The 22,084-nt window shown below is 66.0% G+C and carries 22 protein-coding genes; 1 reads left to right on the top strand and 21 read right to left on the bottom strand.

The annotated features are described in order from the left end of the window. Nucleotides 1-36 precede the first annotated feature (36 nt). The 13 genes from IWX81_RS03190 to IWX81_RS03250 form a co-directional block, all read right to left on the bottom strand. A complete protein-coding gene (locus IWX81_RS03190; RefSeq protein WP_334592868.1) occupies nucleotides 37-2,055 on the bottom strand; it encodes a primosomal protein N' in 2,019 nt (672 codons plus the stop codon). 31 nt (nucleotides 2,056-2,086) lie between these two features. Continuing rightward, nucleotides 2,087-3,283: a methionine adenosyltransferase gene (metK, locus tag IWX81_RS03195; protein WP_199279802.1), complete on the bottom strand. Its 1,197-nt coding sequence runs from the start codon at nucleotides 3,281-3,283 to the stop codon at nucleotides 2,087-2,089. 21 nt (nucleotides 3,284-3,304) lie between these two features. Continuing rightward, entirely contained in the window at nucleotides 3,305-4,516 is a 1,212-nt protein-coding gene (gene coaBC / locus IWX81_RS03200) for a bifunctional phosphopantothenoylcysteine decarboxylase/phosphopantothenate--cysteine ligase CoaBC (RefSeq protein ID WP_334592871.1), read from the bottom strand. 89 nt (nucleotides 4,517-4,605) lie between these two features. Next, nucleotides 4,606-4,866, bottom strand: a complete 261-nt coding sequence (gene rpoZ, locus IWX81_RS03205) for a DNA-directed RNA polymerase subunit omega (RefSeq protein ID WP_199279803.1) — start codon at nucleotides 4,864-4,866, stop codon at nucleotides 4,606-4,608. 40 nt (nucleotides 4,867-4,906) lie between these two features. Next, a complete protein-coding gene (gmk, locus tag IWX81_RS03210) occupies nucleotides 4,907-5,815 on the bottom strand; it encodes a guanylate kinase (protein ID WP_199279804.1) in 909 nt (302 codons plus the stop codon). Then, nucleotides 5,812-6,660 (bottom strand): orotidine-5'-phosphate decarboxylase, encoded by an 849-nt coding sequence (pyrF, locus tag IWX81_RS03215; protein ID WP_199279805.1) that lies wholly within the window; start codon nucleotides 6,658-6,660, stop codon nucleotides 5,812-5,814. The genes gmk and pyrF overlap by 4 nt, the downstream gene beginning before the upstream one ends. Further along, nucleotides 6,653-9,970: a carbamoyl-phosphate synthase large subunit gene (gene carB / locus IWX81_RS03220; RefSeq protein ID WP_199279806.1), complete on the bottom strand. Its 3,318-nt coding sequence runs from the start codon at nucleotides 9,968-9,970 to the stop codon at nucleotides 6,653-6,655. The genes pyrF and carB overlap by 8 nt, the downstream gene beginning before the upstream one ends. Continuing rightward, nucleotides 9,970-11,106 carry a glutamine-hydrolyzing carbamoyl-phosphate synthase small subunit gene (carA, locus tag IWX81_RS03225; RefSeq protein ID WP_199279807.1) on the bottom strand — a complete coding sequence of 379 codons (1,137 nt, stop codon included), beginning with the start codon at nucleotides 11,104-11,106 and terminating at the stop codon, nucleotides 9,970-9,972. Before carA ends, carB begins: the two co-directional genes overlap by 1 nt. Next, the gene (locus IWX81_RS03230) at nucleotides 11,103-11,591 is read right to left on the bottom strand and encodes a PH-like domain-containing protein (protein ID WP_199279808.1); all 489 of its coding nucleotides are present in this window, start codon (nucleotides 11,589-11,591) and stop codon (nucleotides 11,103-11,105) included. The genes carA and IWX81_RS03230 overlap by 4 nt, the downstream gene beginning before the upstream one ends. Next, the gene (locus IWX81_RS03235) at nucleotides 11,584-12,894 is read right to left on the bottom strand and encodes a dihydroorotase (RefSeq protein WP_199279809.1); all 1,311 of its coding nucleotides are present in this window, start codon (nucleotides 12,892-12,894) and stop codon (nucleotides 11,584-11,586) included. Before IWX81_RS03235 ends, IWX81_RS03230 begins: the two co-directional genes overlap by 8 nt. Then, nucleotides 12,891-13,859: an aspartate carbamoyltransferase catalytic subunit gene (locus IWX81_RS03240; RefSeq protein WP_199279810.1), complete on the bottom strand. Its 969-nt coding sequence runs from the start codon at nucleotides 13,857-13,859 to the stop codon at nucleotides 12,891-12,893. The genes IWX81_RS03235 and IWX81_RS03240 overlap by 4 nt, the downstream gene beginning before the upstream one ends. Further along, the gene (pyrR, locus tag IWX81_RS03245) at nucleotides 13,856-14,383 is read right to left on the bottom strand and encodes a bifunctional pyr operon transcriptional regulator/uracil phosphoribosyltransferase PyrR (RefSeq protein ID WP_199279811.1); all 528 of its coding nucleotides are present in this window, start codon (nucleotides 14,381-14,383) and stop codon (nucleotides 13,856-13,858) included. The genes IWX81_RS03240 and pyrR overlap by 4 nt, the downstream gene beginning before the upstream one ends. 56 nt (nucleotides 14,384-14,439) lie before the next feature. Further along, a complete protein-coding gene (locus IWX81_RS03250) occupies nucleotides 14,440-15,324 on the bottom strand; it encodes a LysR family transcriptional regulator ArgP (protein WP_199279812.1) in 885 nt (294 codons plus the stop codon). A 74-nt stretch (nucleotides 15,325-15,398) separates the two neighbouring features. Here IWX81_RS03250 and lysE point away from each other — a divergent pair, with 74 nt between their 5' ends. Next, nucleotides 15,399-16,004 carry an L-lysine exporter gene (lysE, locus tag IWX81_RS03255; RefSeq protein WP_199280423.1) on the top strand — a complete coding sequence of 202 codons (606 nt, stop codon included), beginning with the start codon at nucleotides 15,399-15,401 and terminating at the stop codon, nucleotides 16,002-16,004. Nucleotides 16,005-16,034: 30 nt separating this feature from the next. Here the strand turns inward: lysE and IWX81_RS03260 are convergent, their stop codons facing one another. The 8 genes from IWX81_RS03260 to IWX81_RS03295 form a co-directional block, all read right to left on the bottom strand. Continuing rightward, the gene (locus tag IWX81_RS03260) at nucleotides 16,035-16,859 is read right to left on the bottom strand and encodes an ABC transporter permease (RefSeq protein ID WP_442977626.1); all 825 of its coding nucleotides are present in this window, start codon (nucleotides 16,857-16,859) and stop codon (nucleotides 16,035-16,037) included. Between the two features lie 58 nt (nucleotides 16,860-16,917). Further along, nucleotides 16,918-17,958, bottom strand: a complete 1,041-nt coding sequence (locus tag IWX81_RS03265) for an aliphatic sulfonate ABC transporter substrate-binding protein (RefSeq protein ID WP_199279813.1) — start codon at nucleotides 17,956-17,958, stop codon at nucleotides 16,918-16,920. 8 nt (nucleotides 17,959-17,966) lie between these two features. Then, nucleotides 17,967-18,803 (bottom strand): ABC transporter ATP-binding protein, encoded by an 837-nt coding sequence (locus IWX81_RS03270; protein WP_199279814.1) that lies wholly within the window; start codon nucleotides 18,801-18,803, stop codon nucleotides 17,967-17,969. An 85-nt stretch (nucleotides 18,804-18,888) separates the two neighbouring features. Continuing rightward, entirely contained in the window at nucleotides 18,889-19,302 is a 414-nt protein-coding gene (gene nusB / locus IWX81_RS03275; protein ID WP_199279815.1) for a transcription antitermination factor NusB, read from the bottom strand. A gap of 30 nt (nucleotides 19,303-19,332) precedes the next feature. Then, nucleotides 19,333-19,896 carry an elongation factor P gene (gene efp, locus IWX81_RS03280; RefSeq protein WP_199280425.1) on the bottom strand — a complete coding sequence of 188 codons (564 nt, stop codon included), beginning with the start codon at nucleotides 19,894-19,896 and terminating at the stop codon, nucleotides 19,333-19,335. 106 nt (nucleotides 19,897-20,002) lie between these two features. Next, the gene (locus tag IWX81_RS03285; protein ID WP_199279816.1) at nucleotides 20,003-20,458 is read right to left on the bottom strand and encodes a type II 3-dehydroquinate dehydratase; all 456 of its coding nucleotides are present in this window, start codon (nucleotides 20,456-20,458) and stop codon (nucleotides 20,003-20,005) included. Nucleotides 20,459-20,498: 40 nt separating this feature from the next. Beyond that, entirely contained in the window at nucleotides 20,499-21,572 is a 1,074-nt protein-coding gene (aroB, locus tag IWX81_RS03290; RefSeq protein ID WP_199279817.1) for a 3-dehydroquinate synthase, read from the bottom strand. Next, the gene (locus IWX81_RS03295; RefSeq protein ID WP_334592885.1) at nucleotides 21,569-22,084 is read right to left on the bottom strand and encodes a shikimate kinase; all 516 of its coding nucleotides are present in this window, start codon (nucleotides 22,082-22,084) and stop codon (nucleotides 21,569-21,571) included. Before IWX81_RS03295 ends, aroB begins: the two co-directional genes overlap by 4 nt.

Genomic DNA, 22,084 nt, shown 5'->3' on the forward strand with positions numbered 1-22,084 from the left:
ATTCTCTCGCGAATCGCGGGAGGGTGGTGCCACAGCTCAGGAGTCGAGGAAGGGCTCCACGTCGTCCAGGCGGATGCGGAGGCTCGGCGCGGCGGGGGCATAGCCCTGCCGGGAGCCCGGGCGCTTGCGGCGGGAGGTCGCCGATCTTATGAGCTCGGACCGCAGGGCGGCCGCGACATCCGTTCCCTGCGCGTAATCGAACCTGAGGATGGTGCGCACCAGCGGTGGTTCGAGGTCGACGGGGCCGAGCACGTCCATTCCCGAGACTCCGGATGCCACGACCGCTGCCTCGACGGCTTCCACCGTTCCCGTGACCGTCGCCACCCTGATCGCGGGTGGGAAGCGCAGACTGCGTCGGTCGGCGAGCTCGGCGCGCGCATAGTCGGCGTGTCGCCAGGTGACGAGAGTGGATGCGAGGGCGCCCCCGACCCCGACGAGCACCGATGGCGCTCCCCCGGCCGCCAGCGCTACAGCATTGGACCACCAGCGCAGGCAGTCCTCTCCGACCCTCAGGCTCTCGCGCGCGACCATGCGCTCACCGTCCAGCAGCAACACAGCTCGGTATCCACCCGCGGCGATCGGTTCGGCGCCTCGGGTCGCGATCACGAGCGCGGGAGCCGAGCTCACGGACTGCACCTGGTGCTCGCCGTCGGCGACGATGATGCGGATTCCGGGGAACGCACGGCCGAGGTCCTCTGCCGTGCGGATGGTGCCAACGCCGACGAACCTGAGCTTCTCGCCCTCGCAGTGCTGGCACTTCCAGTTCGCGGCGAGTGCCCCGCACCAGGCACAGGCCGGCACCGATCGCGCCGTCTTCTGCAAGAGCGGCCCCTCGCACCGCAGGCAGCGCGCCGTCTGCTGGCAATCGGCGCACGTGAGCCTCGGCGCATAGCCGGGGCGCGCCACCTGGACCAGCACCGGACCCGATTCGAGCGCGGTGCGTGCGATCTTCCACGCCGAGGATGGAATGCGCGCCTGGGCCGCCAGTCGATCCTCGGAGGACTGCTGGGCCGTGGGGATGACCTTCGGCAACTGCAGGGGCCGCGGCGAGACCGATCTCAACCAGCCGATCTCGACGAGCCTCTCGACCTCGGTGCTGCGGGAGTGGCCGAAGAACATGAGCGAGCAGGACTGCTGCTCCTGCCGCACCAGTGCGGCATCCCTGGCGTGCACGTAGGGGCTGAGTGGTTCGCTGTGGAGCGGATCCCCGTCATCCCAGAGTGCGATGAGGCCCAGGGTGCGTGCCGGCGCGTAGATCACCGAGCGGTTTCCGATGATGACCTTCGGATCGTCACCGAGACAACTCAGGAATGCCCGGTACCGATCGGGATTGGACTGCCGCGCGTCGAGCCTGACGACCAGGGAGGCTGGCAGGGTCGCAAGCAGAGCCGCGAGCAATTGCTCCTGGTCGCGATAATCGGGTACGGCCAGGATGGCGCTCCTGCCGCCCGCGATGGTGGCGGCGGCCACCGCGGCCATCGTGACGGCCCATCCCCCGACCCACGTGGACTCGGCATCGGCAGGATGCACCTCGCGGACCAGCGGAACGGCATCTACCGCCAGTCGCTCGTTGCCGGCGATGGCTGCCTCCAGCACTCCCGGGCCATACGACTCGATCGGAATAGTGGGACGCATTGCTGGTGCAGGGGGCTGCTCCGCGGCGAGAAAAGCGGTCTCCACGCGAACCTGCCGTTTAGGCACGGCAAGCCTGACGATGTCTGTCGCTGAGCCCGCCGCGCGGTCTGCGGCTTTCCGCGCGAGCGCCCACACCTCCGGAGCGAGCACCCTGATCGGGGAGACCACGGAATCCAGTTCGCTGAGGGTGCCCGTGTATTCGCCCCGGGGCGCTAGCTCGACGATGATGCCGTCCGCGACGCGGCCCGCCGAGCGCAGGGGCACCCGCACGCGCACTCCCGGTACTGCGGCGTCGGCCACGGCGTCGGGAATGCCGTAGTCGAAGAGTCGGTCGAGCTGTGGCAGCGGAGAGTCGATCAGCACTTTCGCGACGGATCTACCCGGGGTGGCGGGCGGATCGGCGCCGAGCGCCTCAGTCACTGAACTGCGCCGTCACTGAAGCCCGCTGGCACTACAGTCCGCTGGCAGCGCGCAGTGCGTCGACCCGATCCGTGCGCTCCCAGGTGAACTCCGGCAATTCGCGACCGAAGTGTCCGTAGGTGGCTGTCGCTGCGTAAATGGGGCGGAGCAGATCGAGATCCCGGATGATCGCACCGGGCCTGAGGTCGAAGACACTGTTGATCGCCTCGATGATGCGATCTTCGTCGACGTGCGCTGTGCCGAAAGTCTCGACATACAGTCCCACCGGGGAGGCCTTGCCGATGGCGTAGGCCACCTGAACCTCGAGGCGATCGGCAAGACCGGCAGCGACCGCATTCTTGGCTACCCAGCGCATCGCATACGCAGCTGAGCGGTCGACCTTCGACGGGTCTTTTCCGCTGAATGCTCCCCCGCCGTGGCGGGCAGCGCCTCCGTAAGTGTCGACAATGATCTTGCGACCGGTAAGCCCGGCGTCACCCTGCGGACCACCGATCTCGAATCGACCCGTGGGGTTGATGAGCACACGGAGGTTGGACGAATCGAGGTTCGAGGTCGCGAGCACGGGCCGCACGACGAGTTCTTCGATCTCGCGGCGCAGCCGCTCGGTCGAGACATCGGGCGAATGCTGGGTCGAGAGTACGACGGTATCGACACTGCGCGGCACGACTCCGTCGTAGCCGACGGTCACCTGGGTCTTGCCGTCGGGCCGCAGGTAGTCGACGGCGCCGTCGTGGCGCACCGCCGCGAGCTTCTCCGCCATGCGGTGCGCGAGCCAGATCGGAATCGGCATCAGCTCCGGAGTCTCGTTGGTGGCGTAGCCGAACATCAGGCCCTGGTCGCCCGCGCCTTGCACGTCACCATCGTCTTCGCTCGACTGCTCGCGGCTTTCGATCGCGTTGTCGACTCCCTGGGCGATATCGGGAGACTGGCCCCCGATCGACACGGAGACGCCGCACGAACGGCCGTCGAACCACACGTCGGAGGAGATGTAGCCGATGTCGGAGATCCGCTTGCGCACGATGGACGGGATGTCCACGTATCCGGTCGTCGTCACCTCACCGGCAACATGCACAAGACCGGTCGTGACGAGGGTCTCGACCGCAACGCGGGCATTCCTGTCGACGGTCAGCAGCGCATCGAGGATGCTGTCGCTGATCTGGTCGCAGATCTTATCGGGATGACCCTCTGTGACGGACTCAGACGTGAACAGGCGCAACGGTGAACTCATACTGCAAAACTCCAGGGGTGATTAGCGAGCGGACACGAGGTCAAGGATACGGTTCGCCACAGACAGCTTGGTTCCGTTCGTGGCGGTCACGACGGCCCCCGTTGCATCGAGAACGGAGACCGAGTTATCGGCCGAAGCGAATCCCTCGGTCCAGCCGACCCTGTTGATCACGAGAAGGTCAGAGCCTTTCCTGGCGATCTTCTCCCGACCGATGGCGAGCAGTGCCGTGTCGTCCGGTTCTGTCTCGGCGGCGAATCCGACGATCAACTGCCCGGGGATCCTGTGCTCGGCCAGTGACATCAGGATGTCGGGATTGCGGATCAGCCGAAGGTCGAGCACGTCTCCCTGGCTGTCTTTTTTGATCTTCGACTCTGCGACCCGCTCCGGCCGGTAGTCGGCGACGGCGGCAGCCATGATGACGACGTCGTTCTCAGTGGCAGCTGAACTAACGGCCGTGGCGAGTTCTGCTGTGGTGCTCACTGCGATGACGTGGATGGACGGCGGATGCCCCACCTCGAGGTTCGCGGCGATGAGCGTGACCTCGGCCCCCCTGGCGGCTGCCGCGGTGGCGATCGCGACGCCCTGCCGACCGCTCGAGCGGTTGCCGATGAACCGCACGGGATCCAGCGGCTCCCTCGTGCCACCGGCGGTGACGAGGATGCGGCGGCCCTTCAGGTCCTGGGGCGTCACCGTCGACAGCGCGGCTGCCACGATGTCGTCGACTTCCGACATCCGACCCGGGCCGGAATCCGCACCGGTGAGCTGGCCGACCGCGGGCCCGACGACGGTGACTCCCCGGTCCCTCAGTAGTTGCACGTTCGCAACGGTCGCCGGGTTCTGCCACATCTCGGTATGCATGGCCGGGGCGATGACGATGGGCGCGGTGCTTGCCAGGATCGTGTTGCCGAGCAGGTCGTCGGCGAAACCACCCGCGAGCTTCGCTATGGAATTCGCCGTCGCCGGAGCGACGACGATGAGCTCGGCAGCCTGGCCGATGGCGACGTGCCTGACCTCGGCCACTCCGTCGTAAAGGTCTGAGTGGACGAGGTTCCTGCTGATCGCCTCGAGCGTGGGCCTGCCGACGAATCTCAGGGCGTTCTCTGTCGCGACGACGTGCACGTCATGACCGGCCAGCACGAAGGCCCTGACGATTCCGACGGCCTTATACGCCGCGATGCCACCGGTGATGCCGACGACGACGTTGAGCCGCCTCGGCACGGCGTCAGAGGGCACGGGGTTAGCGGGCACGGTACTAGCGGGCACAGTATTACCAGCGGGCACAGACCCGATCTCCGACACCGACAACGGACAGTCGGCGGTGGTTACTCTGAGCTCAGGCGCTTGAGCTCGAGCTTGTCTTCGTTGATCTCGTGAAGCGCGACCGAGAGAGGCTTGTCTTCGATGGTCGAGTCGACGAGCGGTCCGACGTTGTCGAAGAGGCTTCCCTCGTGCAGGTCGGCGTAGTAGTCGTTGATCTGGCGGGCGCGCTTCGACGCGAAGATGACCAACTGGTACTTCGAGTCGACCTTCGAGAGCAGTTCGTCGATCGGCGGGTCGATGATGCCTGAGTGCTTGTCAACCATGAAGGCTCCTTGCGTTAGTAGTGATGAGTAGCCGCGGAAGTCAGCGGGAAATCGGGGCGCCGATGGGCGCATCCATCAATTCTACGACTTCCTGAGCCGCCTGGCTGACTTCTCGGTTCACGACTTTCGCGTCGAACTCATCCTGCGCTGCCAATTCGACCCTCGCGGTATCGAGTCTGCGCTGCTGTTCCTCGGGTTTTTCGGTGCCACGACCGATGAGCCTCCGCACCAGTTCCTCCCAGGTCGGCGGGAGCAGGAACACGAGAAGTGCCTCCGGCATCACGGCCCTGACCTGGCGGGCGCCCTGCAGGTCGATCTCGAGCATGACCCGCTTTCCGGCGGCCAACGCCTCATCGATGGGAGGTCGCGGCGTGCCGTAACGGTACGAATTGTGCACAACCGCCCACTCGAGCAACTCGCCGTCCGCGATCTTTCGATCGAACTCCTCATCGTCGACGAAGTAGTAGTGCACGCCATCGATCTCGCCCGGGCGTGGCGTGCGCGTCGTCGCCGACACACTCAGCATGACGTCTGGATAATTCTCCCGGATGTGCGCAGACACGGTGCCCTTGCCCACCGCGGTCGGCCCGGCAAGCACGATGAGTCGGCTGGGCTCGGCACCCTGGCGGGACACGAGGTAGTCGCGAAGTCTGCTTCGCTGGCGGATACCAAGGCCGCCGACCCGCTTCTTGTCGGAAATTTCGAGCTCGGCCATCACCCGGCCCACTCGCGCAGGGCCGAGCGTCGGCACGCTTGTGAGGAGTTCGGTCACACGAAGAGTCGCCTCGGGGCTGTCCGGATCCGCCCAGGCGGACTGCGCGACCGCGAGAGCGGTCTTCTCTTTCGAGGCGATGGACTGCTTGACCGCGGCACGGGCACGTCGTGCGGCGATGGCTGCCCGACCGGCCGCGGCCCTGTCCACCTCGGGTGGTGCCGGTCTCGGTGTCATCGCCCTGCTCCGGCGATGAGAACCTCTGCCTGGCCGACGAGCTCGGCGCGAGCACCGTCGGGGCCGGCGCGCAACACACTGCGCCCCAGGTTGGCGATGACATTGCCGGAGACTGAACCGAACAGGGCGGGAAGGTCGGTGAGAAGCGCGCCCTGCTCACCGAAGCCGGGGGCGAGCACAGGCGTGTTCGAGAGACTGGATGCCTCGATGCCGTAGTCAGCGGACCGCACAGTGGCCCCGATCACGACTCCGATCGAGCCGAGACCCTGCGCCGAAGAATTGAGAGACTGCACCTCATCGACGATACCCGCAGCGACCGTTCGACCGTGATGCTCACCGCGGTCCAGGACCGCGGTCTGAGTGTCGACGGATTCGGGATTCGACGTAGCTGCGAGCACGAAGAGTCCCTTGCCGCCCGTGTGGGCGAGATCGACGACGTCGGCGAGCGAGCCGACGCCCTGATAGGCGGAGAGGGTCATCGCGTCGGCTTCGAGGGGAGAACCCGGGGTGAGCCAGGCCGCGCCGTAAGCGGCGACGGTAGAACCGACATCGCCGCGTTTGGCGTCGGCGATCACGAGCAACTCAGCTCCACGTGCCGCGGCGAGCACGGCCTCGAGCGCCACGAAACCCGCTGAGCCGAAACGCTCGAAGAACGCCACCTGCGGCTTCACGATTCCGACGACTCCTGCCGCGACATCCACGCACCTGAGCCCGAATTCACGGGCACCATCGGCGGAATCCGGCAGGCCCCAGGCGTCGAGGAGATACGCGTGCGGGTCGATGCCGAGGCACAACCGACCCTTCGCGGTGAAGACAGCGTCCAGTCGCTCCCCGAAACTAAGCATGTGCTGCTTCCGACCGCGCCAATCGCTCTGCGCGATCGATCGCGTAGTCCTGCAGCGACCTGACGTCGAATCCATCGCGGATCGCTTCGAATGACGCGACGGCCGCACCGAGCTGGGCGATCGTCGTGAAGAGCGGCTTATCGGCGGCTACCGTGGCCGTGCGGATCTCGTATCCGTCCGCTCTCGCGCTTCGACCGCTCGGCGTGTTGATGACCACGTCGACCTCGCCCTGGTTGATGAGCTCGACGATCGACGGCTCGCCGTCGACGACCTCCTGGCCCATGAAGTACTTGCGCACGACCCTGGCCTCGATGCCATTGCGGGCGAGAACCTCGGCCGTGCCCTCGGTGGCAAGGATCTTGAAGCCGAGCTGGCTGAGCCGGAGCACAGGCAGCACGATGGCGCGCTTGTCGCGGTCGGCGACAGACACGAAGACCGCTCCGCTCGAGGGCAGTCCGCCATAGGCGGCCTCCTGGCTCTTCGCGAACGCTTTGGGGAAGTTCGAATCGATGCCCATGACCTCGCCGGTCGAGCGCATCTCCGGGCCCAGCACCGAGTCGACGACGTGGCCCTCGACCGTGCGGAAGCGCTTGAACGGCAACACCGCCTCCTTGACCGACACCGGGGCATCCATCGGCACGATCGAGCCGTCCTGTGCCGGCAGCATGCCGTCGGCAACCAGCGAGCGGATATCGCGGCCGACCATGATCAGCGCCGCGGCCTTCGCGAGCGGTATGCCGAGAGCCTTCGAGACGAACGGGACCGTCCTGGATGCCCTGGGGTTCGCCTCGAGCACGTACAGGATCCCCTGGCCGATGGCGAACTGCACGTTGATGAGCCCGCGAACGCCGATTCCGGCAGCGATCCCGCGTGTTGCTTCGCGGACCCGGTCGATCACGTCACGCCCGAGCGTCACGGGCGGCAGGGTGCACGCTGAGTCGCCGGAGTGGATGCCCGCCTCCTCGATGTGCTCCATGATGCCGCCGATGTAGAGCTCGGTGCCGTCGTAGAGCGCGTCGATGTCGATCTCGATGGCGTCGTCGAGGAACCTGTCGACGAGCAGCGGGGAACCGGGGGCGATGATCGCCTGGTCCTTCACACGTTCGAAGTAGTCGGCCATCGACTCTGTGTCGTAGACGATCTCCATGCCGCGGCCGCCGAGCACGTGCGATGGGCGCACGAGCACCGGATATCCGATGTCTTCCGCGATGGTGATCGCCTCGTCACGATTCGTGGCCGTCCCGTTCTTCGGGGCGATGAGGCCGGCATCGGACAGGATTCTCGAGAACAGCCCGCGCTCTTCGGCGAGGTCGATGGCTTCCGGCGTGGTGCCGAGGATCGGTACACCGGCATCCTTCAGGCCCTGCGCCAGTCCCAGCGCGGTCTGCCCGCCGAGCTGCACGACGACGCCGACGAGCTCGCCGGACTGCGACTCCGCGTGGATGATCTCCAGCACGTCCTCGAGGGTCAGCGGCTCGAAATAGAGCCTGTCGCTCGTGTCGTAGTCGGTCGAGACCGTCTCGGGGTTGCAGTTGATCATGATGGTCTCGAAGCCGGCATCGGACAGCGCGAATGACGCGTGCACGCAGGAGTAGTCGAACTCGATGCCCTGCCCGATGCGATTCGGGCCCGAACCCAGGATGATGACCTTGCGTCGATCGCTCGGGGTCACCTCGGTCTCGAGGTCGTAGCTCGAGTAGTGGTACGGCGTGAGAGCCGGGAATTCGCCGGCGCAGGTGTCCACGGTCTTGAAGACCGGGCGCACGTTCAGCTGCCAGCGCTGCTGCCGCACCTCGGACTCGGCAATCCCGCGCAATTGCGCGATCTGCACGTCGCTGAAGCCGTGATCCTTCGCGAGTCTCAGCACCGCCTCGTCGAGGGACTCGGCACCGGCGATGTCTGCGGCGACCTCGTTGATCAGCGCGATCTGGTCGATGAACCACGGGTCGATCGCGGTGGCGTCGAAGACTTCGGCCGTCGTCGCACCCGCCCGCATGGCCTGCTGCACCGTGACGATGCGGCCGTCGGTCGGGATGGATGACACGGCGAGCAGTTCGGCCTTATCGCCGGGTTCGCCCTCCCAGTGGAAGCTGCTCCCCCGCTTCTCGAGCGATCGCAGCGCCTTCTGCAGGGCCGTCGAGTAGTTGCGGCCGATAGCCATCGCCTCGCCGACCGATTTCATCGTCGTGGTCAGTCGCACATCGGCGGCCGGGAACTTCTCGAACGCGAATCGTGGGACCTTGACCACGACATAGTCGAGGGTCGGCTCGAAGGATGCGGGCGTGACTTTCGTGATGTCGTTGGGGATCTCGTCGAGGCGGTAGCCGATTGCCAGCTTCGCCGCGATCTTGGCGATCGGGAATCCCGTGGCCTTGGATGCCAGGGCGCTCGAACGCGAGACACGGGGGTTCATCTCGATGACGATCACGCGACCGTTGGAAGGATCGATGGCGAACTGGATGTTGCATCCGCCGGTATCGACGCCGACGGCGCGGATGATGTCGATGCCGATGTCGCGGAGGTTCTGGTACTCACGGTCGGTGAGAGTGAGCGCGGGGGCCACGGTGATCGAGTCTCCGGTGTGCACGCCCACGGGGTCGACGTTCTCGATGGAACACACGACCACGGTGTTGTCCGCGGTGTCGCGCATGAGCTCGAGCTCGTATTCCTTCCACCCGAGGATCGACTCCTCGAGCAGCACCTCCGTGGTCGGGCTCTGGTGCAGTCCGTCGGTGACCATGCGGATGAGCTCCCCACGGTCGTACGCGAATCCCGAGCCCAGCCCGCCCATCGTGAAACTGGGGCGGATGACGAGCGGGTAGCCGAGATCCTCGGCGAAGTCGACGGCCTCGGCGACGGTGTGCGCGATGTAGCTCTTCGCGACGTCCGCGCCGGAATCCAGCACGAGCTGCTTGAAGATCTGGCGATCCTCGCCCTTGTTGATCGCTTCGAAGTTCGCGCCAATCAGCTCGACGCCGTACTTCTCCAGGATCCCATGCTTATGCAGGTCGATCGCGGCGTTCAGCGCGGTCTGTCCACCCAGTGTCGGCAGGATCGCATCAGGCTTCTCCTTCGCGATGATGGTCTCGATGACCTCCCAGGTGATGGGCTCGATGTAGGTCGCGTCGGCGAAATCGGGATCGGTCATGATCGTCGCCGGGTTCGAGTTGACCAGGATGACGCGCACGCCCTCCTCTCGCAGCACGCGGCAGGCCTGGGTGCCCGAGTAGTCGAACTCTGCCGCCTGGCCGATGACGATCGGGCCGGAGCCGATCACCAGGACGGAGTTGATATCGGAACGCTTGGGCATTACTTGCCGTCCTTGCTCTTCAGGACCATGTCCCGGAAGCGATCGAAGAGATAGTTGGCATCGTGCGGGCCGGCCGCGGCCTCGGGGTGGTACTGCACGGAGAAGGCCGGGATGTCGAGGGCGTTGAGGCCCTCGACGACATTGTCGTTGAGGTTGACGTGGCTGACCTCGACGCGACCGAAACCGGCGGGGCTGTCCGAGATCACCCCGATCGGGGCATCTACGGCGAACCCGTGATTATGACTGGTGATCTCGGTGCGGCCGGTGGCCACGTCGATCACGGGCTGGTTGATGCCGCGGTGACCGAAGGGCAGTTTGTAGGTGCCGAACCCCAGCGCCCGACCCAGAAGCTGGTTGCCGAAGCAGATCCCGAAGAACGGCAGGCCGTGCTTCAGCACAGCCTGGAGCAGGGCGACATGGTCGTCGGATGCCGCGGGGTCGCCGGGCCCGTTCGAGTAGAACACCGCCACGGGGTCGATCGCGAGAAGGTCGTCGATCGAGATCGACTGGGGAAGCACGTGCACGTCGAAGCCGCGCGCGACGAGGTAGTTGACGGTCGAGGTCTTCACCCCGAGGTCGAGCACGGCGAGTCGACCGATGCTGCCAGCCGTCGATGCCACGACGTAGGCGACCTCGGTCGAGACCCGGGCGGAGAGATTCTGACCGGACATCAGCCCGGCCTCGCGCACGATGGCGAGCTGGGATTCAGGGTCGAGTGCGGCATCGGTTCCCGAGAAGATTCCGCCACGCATCGAACCCGCGTCGCGAAGCCGCCTCGTGACCGCCCTCGTGTCGATCCCGCTGATTCCGACCACGGCTTCGGCGACCAGCTGGTCGTCCAGCGACCCCGTCGCCCGGTAGTTGGAGACGACGCGACTGGGATCGCGCACCACGTATCCGGACACCCAGATGCGGGACGACTCCATGTCTTCGCCGTTGACACCCGTGTTGCCGATGTGCGGCGCGGTCATCACGACGATCTGTCCCGCGTAACTCGGGTCGGTCAGCGTCTCTTCGTAGCCGGTCATGCCGGTCGCGAAGACCACTTCCCCGAGGGTGCGACCTGTCGCGCCGTAGGCTCGACCCGGATAACGAGTGCCGTCCTCGAGCACCAGGACTGCTGGATCTATACTCACGATGGATTCCTTTCGGCGAGCAGGTTCTTGACGGCCTGCTCGAATTCCGTGGGCTGCGCCATGCGCAGGTAACTGTCGACGACCCTGTCACCGAGCATCCACTCGATGAGGTGCAGGCCATCTTTTTCGACGACCCGGTCGATGGTCCAGGTGGCCCTGCGGACGTCATGCAGATCAGCGAGCGGGATGAACAGGTCCTTGCCCGGCAATTGCAACAGGATGCCGCTCGCAGCCACGACCGCTGTCACATTGCTGCGGAACCCGAGCCCGTGTACGGCGATGCGGTCGAGGGGATCGCCGCTCGCGGTCGTTGCGACGTACTTCCCGTCGAGAGTCGTGAGGACGGTGCCGAGGTCTGCGGGAGCCTGCTGCAGCGGCACGATGTCGCGCTGCCGACGGCGGCGGGCCATCCACCCGAGCACCATGAGCAACAGCAGGAGAGCGAGGAAGACCACGACGATGGCCTGCAGGATCGTCCTATCCACGAGCACCACCGCTTCTGGATACGGTGTCGGCATCGACGAGCTCGCCGGCGGCGACCGTGAGGTAGCCGTCGTGGATGGTCGTCATGACCCGGCCGGGAAGCTGGCGACCGAGGTATGGGGAGTTGACGCCCTTGCCGCGCAGGTCGCTCGTGGCGAAAGTGCGGGAGGCTGCGGGGTCGTACAGCGTGAGGTTCGCAGGGCTCCCCACGGAGAATGCCGCGTCGTAACCGTCGAGCCGACCGATCTCGGCGGGCTTCGACGACAGGACCCGTGCGACATCCGACCAGTCGAGCAGCCCACCCTGCACGACCGCCGCGTGCACGACGCTCAAGGCTGACTCCAGCCCGACCATGCCGTTGGCCGCCTCGTCCCAGGCACAGTCCTTGGCCTCGACGGGATGCGGGGCATGATCGGTGGCGACGATGTCGATGGTGCCATCGGCGAGAGCTTCCCTCAGGGCCAGTACGTCTTCGTCCCGCCTCAGCGGCGGGTTGACCTTGAATCGTGAATCGTAGCTGCGCGCCAGCTCTTCGGTGAGCAGCAGGTGGTGCGGTGTGACCTCGGCCGTGACATCCACTCCCCTGGCTTTCGCCCAGCGGATGACGTCGACCGATCCCGCAGTCGAGACGTGACATACGTGCAGTCGCGCACCGACATGCTGTGCGAGAAGCACGTCACGGGCGATGATCGACTCCTCGGCAACGGCAGGCCAGCCGGCCAGGCCGAGCTCGCTGGAGAGGGCGCCCTCGTTCATCTGGGCGCCGAGGGTAAGTCTCGGATCCTGGGCGTGCTGGGCCACGACGCCGCCGAACGTCGTGACGTACTCGAGGGCGCGACGCATGAGCAGCGCGTCGTGGACGCAGTGTCCGTCATCGGAGAACACACGGACCTGTGCGCGCGACTGCGCCATCGCGCCGATCTCGGCGAGCTGCTCCCCCGCGAGTCCGGCCGAGACGGCACCGATCGGGCGGACTGTCACGTAGCCGTGCTGCTGGCCGAGAGACTGCACCTGTTCGACGACGCTCGCGGTGTCCTGAACCGGCAGCGTGTTGGCCATCGCGAAGACCGCGGTGAATCCACCGATCGCCGCCGCACGGGAACCGGTGAGCACGGTTTCGCTCTGCTCGAATCCCGGCTCCCTGAGGTGCGTGTGCAGATCGACGAGCCCGGGCAGTGCGATGAGCCCGGCTGCGTCGATCGTGTGCGAGCCCGTCTGCGCTTCGTCGACGAATATCCCGTTCTCGACGAACAGGTCCGCCGAGGTTCCGTCGGGCAACTGTGCTCCGATAATCCTGATGCTCATGTGCGGGCCTCCTGCGCTTGTGACGGCGCGGTTCCAGAAAGCAGGTGGTACAGCACGGCCATCCTTATCGATACCCCGTTGGCGACCTGCTCGAGCACAGTCGATTGCACAGAGTCGGCGGCGCCGGAAGAGATCTCGAGCCCGCGATTCATGGGCCCCGGGTGCATCACCATGCTAGCCGCAGGAAGACGGGCGACCCGTTCGTCGTCCAGCCCCCACTGGCGGCTGTACTCCCTCGCATTCGGGAAGAATGCCGCACTCATACGCTCGGCCTGGATGCGCAGCATCATCACCACGTCCGGTGCGGCATCCACCGCTGCGTCGAGATCGAAGGTGACGGTGGCCGGCCAGCCCGCCGTGCTGACGGGCAGCAGGGTCGCCGGGGCGACGAGCTGCACGCTCGCGCCGAGAGTCGAGAGCAGCCAGAGGTTCGATCGTGCGACCCGTGAGTGCAGGATGTCGCCCACGATGGCCACCGTCACTCCGTCGAGCGCCTTGCCGCGCGAAGCATATCCGTGCAGCCGCTTGCGGATCGTGAACGCGTCGAGCAGTGCCTGCGTCGGATGCTCGTGGGTGCCGTCGCCCGCATTGACGATGCCGGCGTCGATCCAGCCGCTGTCTGCCAGCACCCTGGGAGCCCCGGATGCCCCGTGCCGGATGACCACGGCATCCGCCCCCATCGCGGCGAGCGTCTGGGCGGTGTCTTTCAGGCTCTCGCCCTTCGACACGCTCGAGCCTTTCGCACTGAAGTTGATGACGTCAGCGCTGAGGCGCTTGGCCGCGACTTCGAACGACACCCGCGTGCGCGTGGAATCTTCGAAGAAGAGGTTGACGACGGTCTTGCCCCGCAGGGTCGGGAGCTTCTTCACCTCACGATTCGCGACATCCGCCATGTCCTCGGCGATGTCCAGGATCGCGACGGCCTCGTCGCGGGACAGGTCTTTCGTCGACAGCAGGTGTCTCATTCGATCGACACCTCATCGACGCCGTCGATCTCGGCCAGCCGCACCATGATGCGCTCCGAGGTGGACGTTGGCAGGTTCTTGCCCACGAAGTCGGCCCTGATCGGAAGCTCGCGGTGGCCGCGGTCGACGAGCACAGCAAGCCTGACTGTGCGGGGTCGACCGAGGTCGCTCAGCGCATCGAGGGCCGAGCGGATTGTCCGCCCTGAATAGAGCACATCGTCCACGAGCACGACGGTCTTGCCGTCGATACCGCCAGCCGGGATGGTCGTCGGGCTGGGTGCTCGTGTTGGGTTCTTTGCGAGATCGTCGCGATACATGGTCACGTCGAGCGATCCGACGCTCACGCTGCCGGGCTCGATGCCGTTCAGGATTCCGCCCACTCTGGCGGCGAGCGTGACCCCGCGCGTGGGGATACCCAGAATGACGAGACCGTCCGATCCCCGATTGGACTCAAGGATCTCGTGGGAGATGCGAGTCAACGCACGGGTGATATCAGCCTGCTGCAGCACGTGGCGTGCAGTCATTCTGACCTCCTTCCCCGTCTCTCTGGACGGAACTTAAAGGATGTCTGTTTCGCCCACTATAGCGCGCTTCCCCCGGCCCGACCCGGCGCGCCCGCGGCGACCGCGACCGCGACCTCGGCCAGCGCACTGGAGTCGAACGACCACTGTTGCCAGTACAGCGGCACCTCGATGGGTGATCCCCCGAGCACGACGAGGGCTCCGGATGCCACGAGGTCGGCCGCCTGCTCATCGGGGAGCATCCCCCAGCCGAGGCCGAGGGTCACGGCCCTCAGGAAATCGGCGGATCCGGGCACGTAGTGGCGTGGCGGCACATGGGGATCCACTCCGCGAGAGAGCAGGTACTCGTGCTGCAGCGTGTCTTTCCGATCGAAGGCGATCATCGGCGCGTCAGCCAGCGAGGTTGCAACCGGCCCGTCGCAGTCCCAGATCCTGGCGAAGTCCGAACTGGCCGTGGCGCGGTAGGTCATGCCGCCCACGCGAGTCGAGATGCATCCCTGCACGGGCTCGCTGACGGAGGTGACGGCCGCCATCACTGTGCCTTCCCGCAACAGCGCCGTGGAGTGTGCCTGGTCTTCTCTCGTGATGTCGAAAATGACGCCCTCGACGGAGGCGACGGCATCCAGGAACCACGTGGCGAGGGAATCCGCGTTGACCACGATCGGAATCGTGGTCGCCACCTGATTTCCGGATTCGAGCGCCGCAGCCGTCTCGACACCCAACAGGTCGACCTGCCGCGCCATTCGCATGACGATGGTGCCGGAGTGCGTGAGCCTCACCGGTTTCGACCTGACCACGAGCACCCGGCCGACGTCGCTCTCGAGTGCTTTGATCCGCTGGCTCACGGCCGAGGCGGTGATCGACAGTGATCGGGCTGCCGCCTCGAAACTGCCACCGTCGATGACTGCCGTGAGCGCTTTGAGTTGGTCGGTAGGGAGCTCCATACTGAAGAATTCTAATGGTGCCTAAGAACCATTAGTTGGTCTAATTTAGCGGCAGGCAATAGATTCTGGGGGTGATCTTCTCCGCCGCCGTTGCCGGCTTCTTCTCTGGCGCTGCGCTTATTATCGCCATCGGCGCCCAGAATGCGTTCGTGCTCCGACAGGGAATCCGGCGTGAGCATGTCCTGCCGATAGTGCTCGTGTGCGCCCTGTCTGACGCGATCCTCATCGCGCTCGGCGTTGCCGGGATCGGAACGCTCGTCACCGCTGCACCTGTCGTACTCGAGATCATCCGGTGGGCCGGCGTTGCCTTCCTGGTCGGCTACGCGATTTTCGCCGCTCGCAGGGCCATCCGTCCGAGCGCCCTCGTGGTCGGCACGAGCGACACGATCACCCGCACGGCGGCGGTCGCGACGGTCCTGGCCCTGACCTGGCTGAATCCGCACGTCTACCTCGACACCGTGCTTTTGCTCGGGTCGCTGTCCACTGCTCACGGGCCGGAGGGCCGGTGGTGGTTCGCGGGCGGGGCGATTCTCGCGAGCCTCGTGTGGTTCACCGCGCTCGGCTTCGGCGCCCGGCTGCTGAGGGGATTCTTCGCCAAGCCGATGGCGTGGCGCATCCTCGATCTCGGCATCGCCGTGGTCATGCTCGTGCTCGCCGTGCGACTCGCGTTGCCGCAGTAACACCACCGCGCAGCTCGATCAGTAGTGCAATCAGGCCCAGCGCTTGAGCAGGTACCTCTCCAGCAGGCCGATCAGGGCATCCGTCGTCTTGCCGAGCACGGCCAGCAGCACGATCGCCAGGAAGGTGCGATCGAGTCTGCCATTGTTCGCCGAATCGCTGAGCAGGAATCCGAGGCCCATGGATGCCGCGATCAGCTCGGCCGCGACGAGAAACAGCCACGACTGCGCGAGTGCAAGCCTGAGCCCGGAGACGATGCTCGGAACGACGGCGGGAAGCTGCACCTGCCGCAGCAGCTGGAACCGTCCCAGCCCGTAGGCGCGACCGAGCTCGACGAGCTGCGGATCCACGTGACGGAGCGCCCCGGCCACCGTCGTGTACACCGGGAACAGTGCCCCGATGGCGATCAGGGTGACTTTCGAGTCTTCGTTGATTCCCAGGTACAGGATGAGCAGCGGCACCCAGGCGAGCGATGGCACAGCCCTGAAGGCCCCGATGGTCGGGGCGAGCACTGCGCTGGCGACCCTCGACAGTCCCACGAACGATCCGACGACCAGGCCGATGCTGGCACCGGCAAGGAAGCCAATCACGACGCGCTGCACGGAGATACCCACGAACGGGCCCAGTTGACCACGCGCGGCGAGGTCGATGGCCGCGAGCCACACGCTGGCCGGGGAGGGAAGCCGGTACGCGGGCACGAGCCCCGTGGCCGAGATGAACTGCCAGCCGCCGAGCAGCAGCACCGGCAGCAGGAAGCCGAGGGCGATCATCCACGGCCTCGACGTACGGTCACCCCGTCGTCTCTGGCCGGTCGCCGTGCCGGCGGCCGAGTATCCGTACGCGGAACCGTAGTGCACAAGGCTCGCAGCCGGCTCCGTGGCGGAGTCGGCTGCGAGGTTGCGCTGGAAGGTGTTGTCAGCCAATGACCGACGGGTCCGACTGGTCGATGAACTCGGTATTGAAGAGCGAGTCGAGGGCGGAGTCGATGAGATCCTGGCTCGCGACGTCTCCCGATTCGACGAAGATCGGCCCGATGACCGCGAGCACATCCTTCTGCTTCTTCCCCGGCGTCGGGTCGACCTCGAGGTTGGTCCGATCGGTGATCACCGAAGTGGCGATAGCGGGGTCGATCCCGGCCACGGAGGCGAGGATTCCCGCCGTCTCCTCCGGGTTGGCGATGGCGTACTCACGAGCCTTCTCGTAGGCGTCGACGACGAGCTGGGCGAGGTCAGGCGAGGCCGCGAGGAAGCTCTCTGTCGCGTTCAGGAACCCGTAGCTGTTGAAATCGATGTTGTCGTAGATGATCTTCGAACCGGCGGTCGCGACGCTCGTCGAGAGCAGCGGATCCAGTCCCGACCACGCGTCGACGGCACCGGACTCGAGAGCCGCTTTACCGTCGGCGTGCTGCAGGTTCTGCACAGTCACGTCGTTCAGCGTCAGTCCGGCCTCACCGAGCGCCTGCAGGAGGAAGAAGTAGGGATCGGTGCCTTTCGTCGCGGCGATCGACTTCCCCTTCAGTTCGGAGACCTCGGTGATGGTCGAGCCTGCGGGGACCAGGATCGCCGCCCAGTTCGGCTGCGAGTAGATGTCGATGGTCTGGATCGGTGATCCGTTGGAGCGGGCGAGCAGTGCCGCCGATCCCGCGGTCGACCCCACGTCGATGGCGCCGGCACGCAGTGCCTCGTTGGCCTTGTTCGACCCGGCGGACTGCACCCAGTTGATCGCGACCTTGCCGTCGGTGGCATCCTCGAGCCAGCCCTGGTCTTTGATGATCAGGCTGAGCGGGTTGTAGGTGGCGAAGTCGATGTTCAGCACATCGGCGCTCCACTCCCCGGGGAGGGTGCTCGCGGGCTCCGGCTCGGCGACGACGCCCGAACCCTCACCGGCGCAGGCCGACAGGGCGATGGCTACAGTTGCGGCAATAGCGATCAGGGGCAGAAACTTCTTCGTGCTCATGGTGTTCCTCAGAATGTGTGGACGGGGTGGTGGGTTGACACGCCGAGCCCCTCCAGGAGCTCGGCACGCAGGTGCGCCAGGGATGAATCGCCGCGATCGCGCGGTCGGGTTCCCGGGACGGTGATGACGGAACGGATGACCGCTCCGGAGTTGCTCGCATAGCCGGGCTCGGCGCCGAGCAGCACGACGCGGTCGGCGAGATACAGCGCCTCCTCGACGTCATGGGTGACGAACAGGATGGTGGCGGGTTCCGCCGCGTGGATATCCAGCAGCAGGTCCTGCATGGTGAGCCGGGTCAGCGCGTCGAGTGCGCCGAACGGCTCGTCGAGCAGCAGCACTCCCGGTCCACGGGCGAGGGCACGGGCGAGGGATGCGCGCTGGGCCATGCCGCCGGAGATCTGACGCGGGCGGAGGGCCGCGGCATCCGTCAACTGCACGAGCTCGAGAAGCTGGGCGACCCTCTCCCGCCGTTCGCTTCGCGGGGTGGCCTGAGGGAGGCCGAGATCGACATTGGCTTCGATCGAGCGCCAGGGAAGCAGCCGTGGTTCCTGGAAGGCGATGGCCGATCGCTGGTCGATGCCGCTGAGGGCGGTGCCCCCGATGCTGACGGTTCCGCTGTCGGGAACATCGAGCCCGCCGACCTGGCGCAGCAGCGTCGACTTGCCGCTCCCCGAGGCGCCGATGAGCGCCACGATGTCGCCAGCGGCGATCTCGAGCGAGACCTCCCGCAGCACCCGGCGCGGCGCATCCTTCGATGTCGCACCGGGGAAGGTGCGCTCCACATCGACGAGAGACACCGAGAGCGCGGCGGCACTGCTGTGGGGGGTGGCTGGGGCTGAGGTCACCCCTGCAGGTTAGGGGCTGGGGCCAGGCACCCCACAACCCGGACGTAACGTTGCGTCATGCTCGGGCGCGCAACGGCCAGAACGATCAGCTCCGGCTGGCGGCGATGCGGCCCAATAGCCCGTTCACGAAGCCCGCAGAGTCGTCTGTGCTGTGCAGTTTCGCCGACTCGACGGCTTCTGAGATCGCGACGCTGTCGGGCACTTCGGTGTTGTAGAGGATTTCCCAGACACCGATGCGCAACAGTGCCCGGTCGACCGCCGGCATTCGCGCGAGAGTCCAGTCCTGGGCGTTCGTCTCGATGAGCTCGTCGATCTCGTCGCCGTGCTCGGTGATGCCGATGACGATGTCGCGGGCATAGGCCCACGAGGATGCACGCTTCGTGTCTCCCTCGGCTCGCGCCTGCTCGGCGGCCAGCACGGTGTTGATCGATTCTTCGCGAACGTCGGCTCCGTAGAGCACGTCGAGGGCACGCTTGCGCGACTTGGTGCGAGCGCCCATCAGGCCGCCGCCTCCGGTGTCGTGAGCATGTCAGTCATTGACGCGACCGAGGTACGAGCCGTCGCGCGTGTCGACCTTGACCCTGGTGCCCTGTTCGAGGAACAGCGGTACCTGGATCTGGTAGCCGGTCTCGACTGTCGCGGGCTTCGTGCCACCCGTCGAACGATCGCCCTGGAGGCCCGGCTCCGTGTAGGTGATCTCCAGCGTGACGGATGCCGGCAGCTCGACGTAGAGCGGGTCGCCGTTGTGCAGGGCGATGGTCACGTTCTGGTTCTCGAGCATGAAGTTCGCCGCGTCACCGACGTTGGCGGGCGACAGCGTGATCTGGTCGTAGTTGCCGATGTCCATGAAGACGTAGTTCTCGCCGTCCTTGTACAGGTACTGGAAGTCGGCGCGGTCGACGACCTCGGTCTCGATCTTCGCTCCGGCGTTGAACGTGCGGTCGACGACTTTGCCGCTCATGACGTTCTTGACCTTGGTGCGCACGAAGGCGCCACCCTTGCCGGGCTTGACGTGCTGGAAGTCGATGACGGTCCACAGCTGGCCGTCCATGTTGAGAACGACGCCGTTCCTGATGTCAGCGGTAGAGGCCATGGGAATGTTCCATTCGTTGGTGACAGTGTTGGTCGGGATGTCCGTGTTGGCCGACATCCCGATGCTGGTCGAGACCGACCATCGATTCTACGTGTTGGGGGCGCCTCTAGCGAACGAGGCGGGAGCGGACGAGGCTCAGCGCAAGGCTGTACGAGTCGAAACCGAATCCGGCGATCACGCCCGTGGCCACCGCAGAGATCACGCTCGTGTGCCTGAACTGCTCCCGCGCGTGCGGATTGCTGAGGTGCACTTCGACGAGGATGAGCCCCGCCGAGGTGACGAGCTTCGCCGCATCGCTGAGTGCGTAGGAGTAGTGCGTGAAGGCGGCGGGATTCAGGATGACGGGGCTCGAGGTATCCACGGCCTCGTGCAGCCAGCCGATCAGGGTCGCTTCGTCATCAGTCTGTCGCAGGTCGATGGTGAGCCCTGCGGATGCCCCTGTGGATGCCTCAGACTCGAGTCGCGCCCTGAGATCGTCGAGCGTGCCACTGCCGTACACATCGGGTTCCCGAGTGCCGAGCCTGCCGAGGTTGGGGCCGTTGAGAACGAGGACTGTGGTCACGGGTTCGAGTGTATCGATCGACAGTCCCGCCGCAGTCGGCTCACACGCCCACTTCCTGGTAGGCCGCGTACAGCATCGCTTCATCGGGCCCGGCGAGCACCGAGGGCTTTCCCACGTCGTCGAGCACGATGAACCGGATCATCCCGGCCCTCGCCTTCTTATCGCGCTGCATGGTCGCGAGAAGCGTGTTCCAGCGACCGAGCGAATAGTCGATCGGCAGGGTGAGCGACTCGAGGATGGAGCGGTGGCGATCGACGACGGCATCGGAGAGCGAACCGGCGAGACGGCCCAGCTCTGCGGCGAACACCATTCCGACGCTGATGGCCGCGCCATGGCGCCAGCGGTACCGCTCGGCGTGCTCGATGGCGTGGCCCAGCGTGTGACCGTAGTTCAGGATCTCCCTGAGCCCCGACTCCTTGAAGTCCTCGCCGACGACCCTGGCCTTCAGGCCGATCGACAGTTCGACGACGCGGCGGAACTCGGCGCTGTGCGGGTCGGTGACCAGATCCACATCCGCTTCGATGATGTCGAGGATCTCGGGTTCACCGATGAATCCGCACTTCACGATCTCGGCGAATCCGGCGAGGATCTCGTTGCGCGGAAGGTCGTCGAGCACGTCGAAGTCGGCGATCACCGCTGCGGGTGCGTAGAACGAGCCGACCAGGTTCTTGCCCTCGGCCGTGTTGATGCCGGTCTTGCCACCGACGGCCGCATCCACCATCCCGGCGACACTCGTCGGGCACTGGATGAGTTTCACGCCGCGGAGCCAGGTCGCCGCGACGAAGCCGGCGAGGTCTGTCGTTGCGCCTCCCCCGAAGCCGATGACAGCGTCGGTGCGCGTGAAGTCGGTCTGGCCCATGATGCCCCAGCAGAAGGCGGCGACCTCGACGCGCTTCGCATCCTCGGCATCAGGCACCTCCGCCAGCAGCACCTCATAGCGGTCTGACAGCGACTCGCGAAGGGCGTTGGCACGCGCGCCGAGAGTGGACGGATGCACGATCAGCACCTTGGACACGCGGGATCCGAGGTGCTCGGCGATCGTGGCGAGCGTCCCGTTGCCGATGATCACGTCGTAGGGGTCTGTGCCTTTGACGGGGATGACGGTGGAAGTCATGACTGTTGCCTTTCAAGCCAGTGGAAAATCTGCCGGGCCACGCGGTCGAGCGGCTGGCTGGAGGTGTCGACGCTGAAGCCGGAAAGCCTGTCGTAGATCGGCTGCCTGGCGTCGACGAGTGCCTGCCAGGCACCGATACCGTCGGCAAGGAGAGGGCGTTTGCCGCCAGAGATGCGGGCCTCGACGGCTTTCGCTGAGACGGTCAGTTGCGCAACCGGATACTGGGCGAGATCGGCCTGGGTTCTCGGATCGAGAACGGCTCCCCCGCCCAGGGTCACCACCGCTCTTTCAGTCAGTGCTTCGGCCACGACATCGCGCTCCACCGAACGGAAATGAGACTCGCCATGCTCGGCGAAGATCTCGGCGATGGTGCCGTGCCGCTCGACTATCCGCCTATCGGTGTCGATGAACGGCACGTTCAGCAGTCGTGCCAGACGTTTGCCGGTGCGCGTCTTGCCCGCTCCGGGCGCGCCGATCAGCACGACGGCGGCGCCCGCGGCCCCGTCAGTCAC

This window comes from Salinibacterium sp. CAN_S4 (assembly GCF_015752305.1).
In the GTDB taxonomy this organism is placed as follows: domain Bacteria; phylum Actinomycetota; class Actinomycetes; order Actinomycetales; family Microbacteriaceae; genus Rhodoglobus.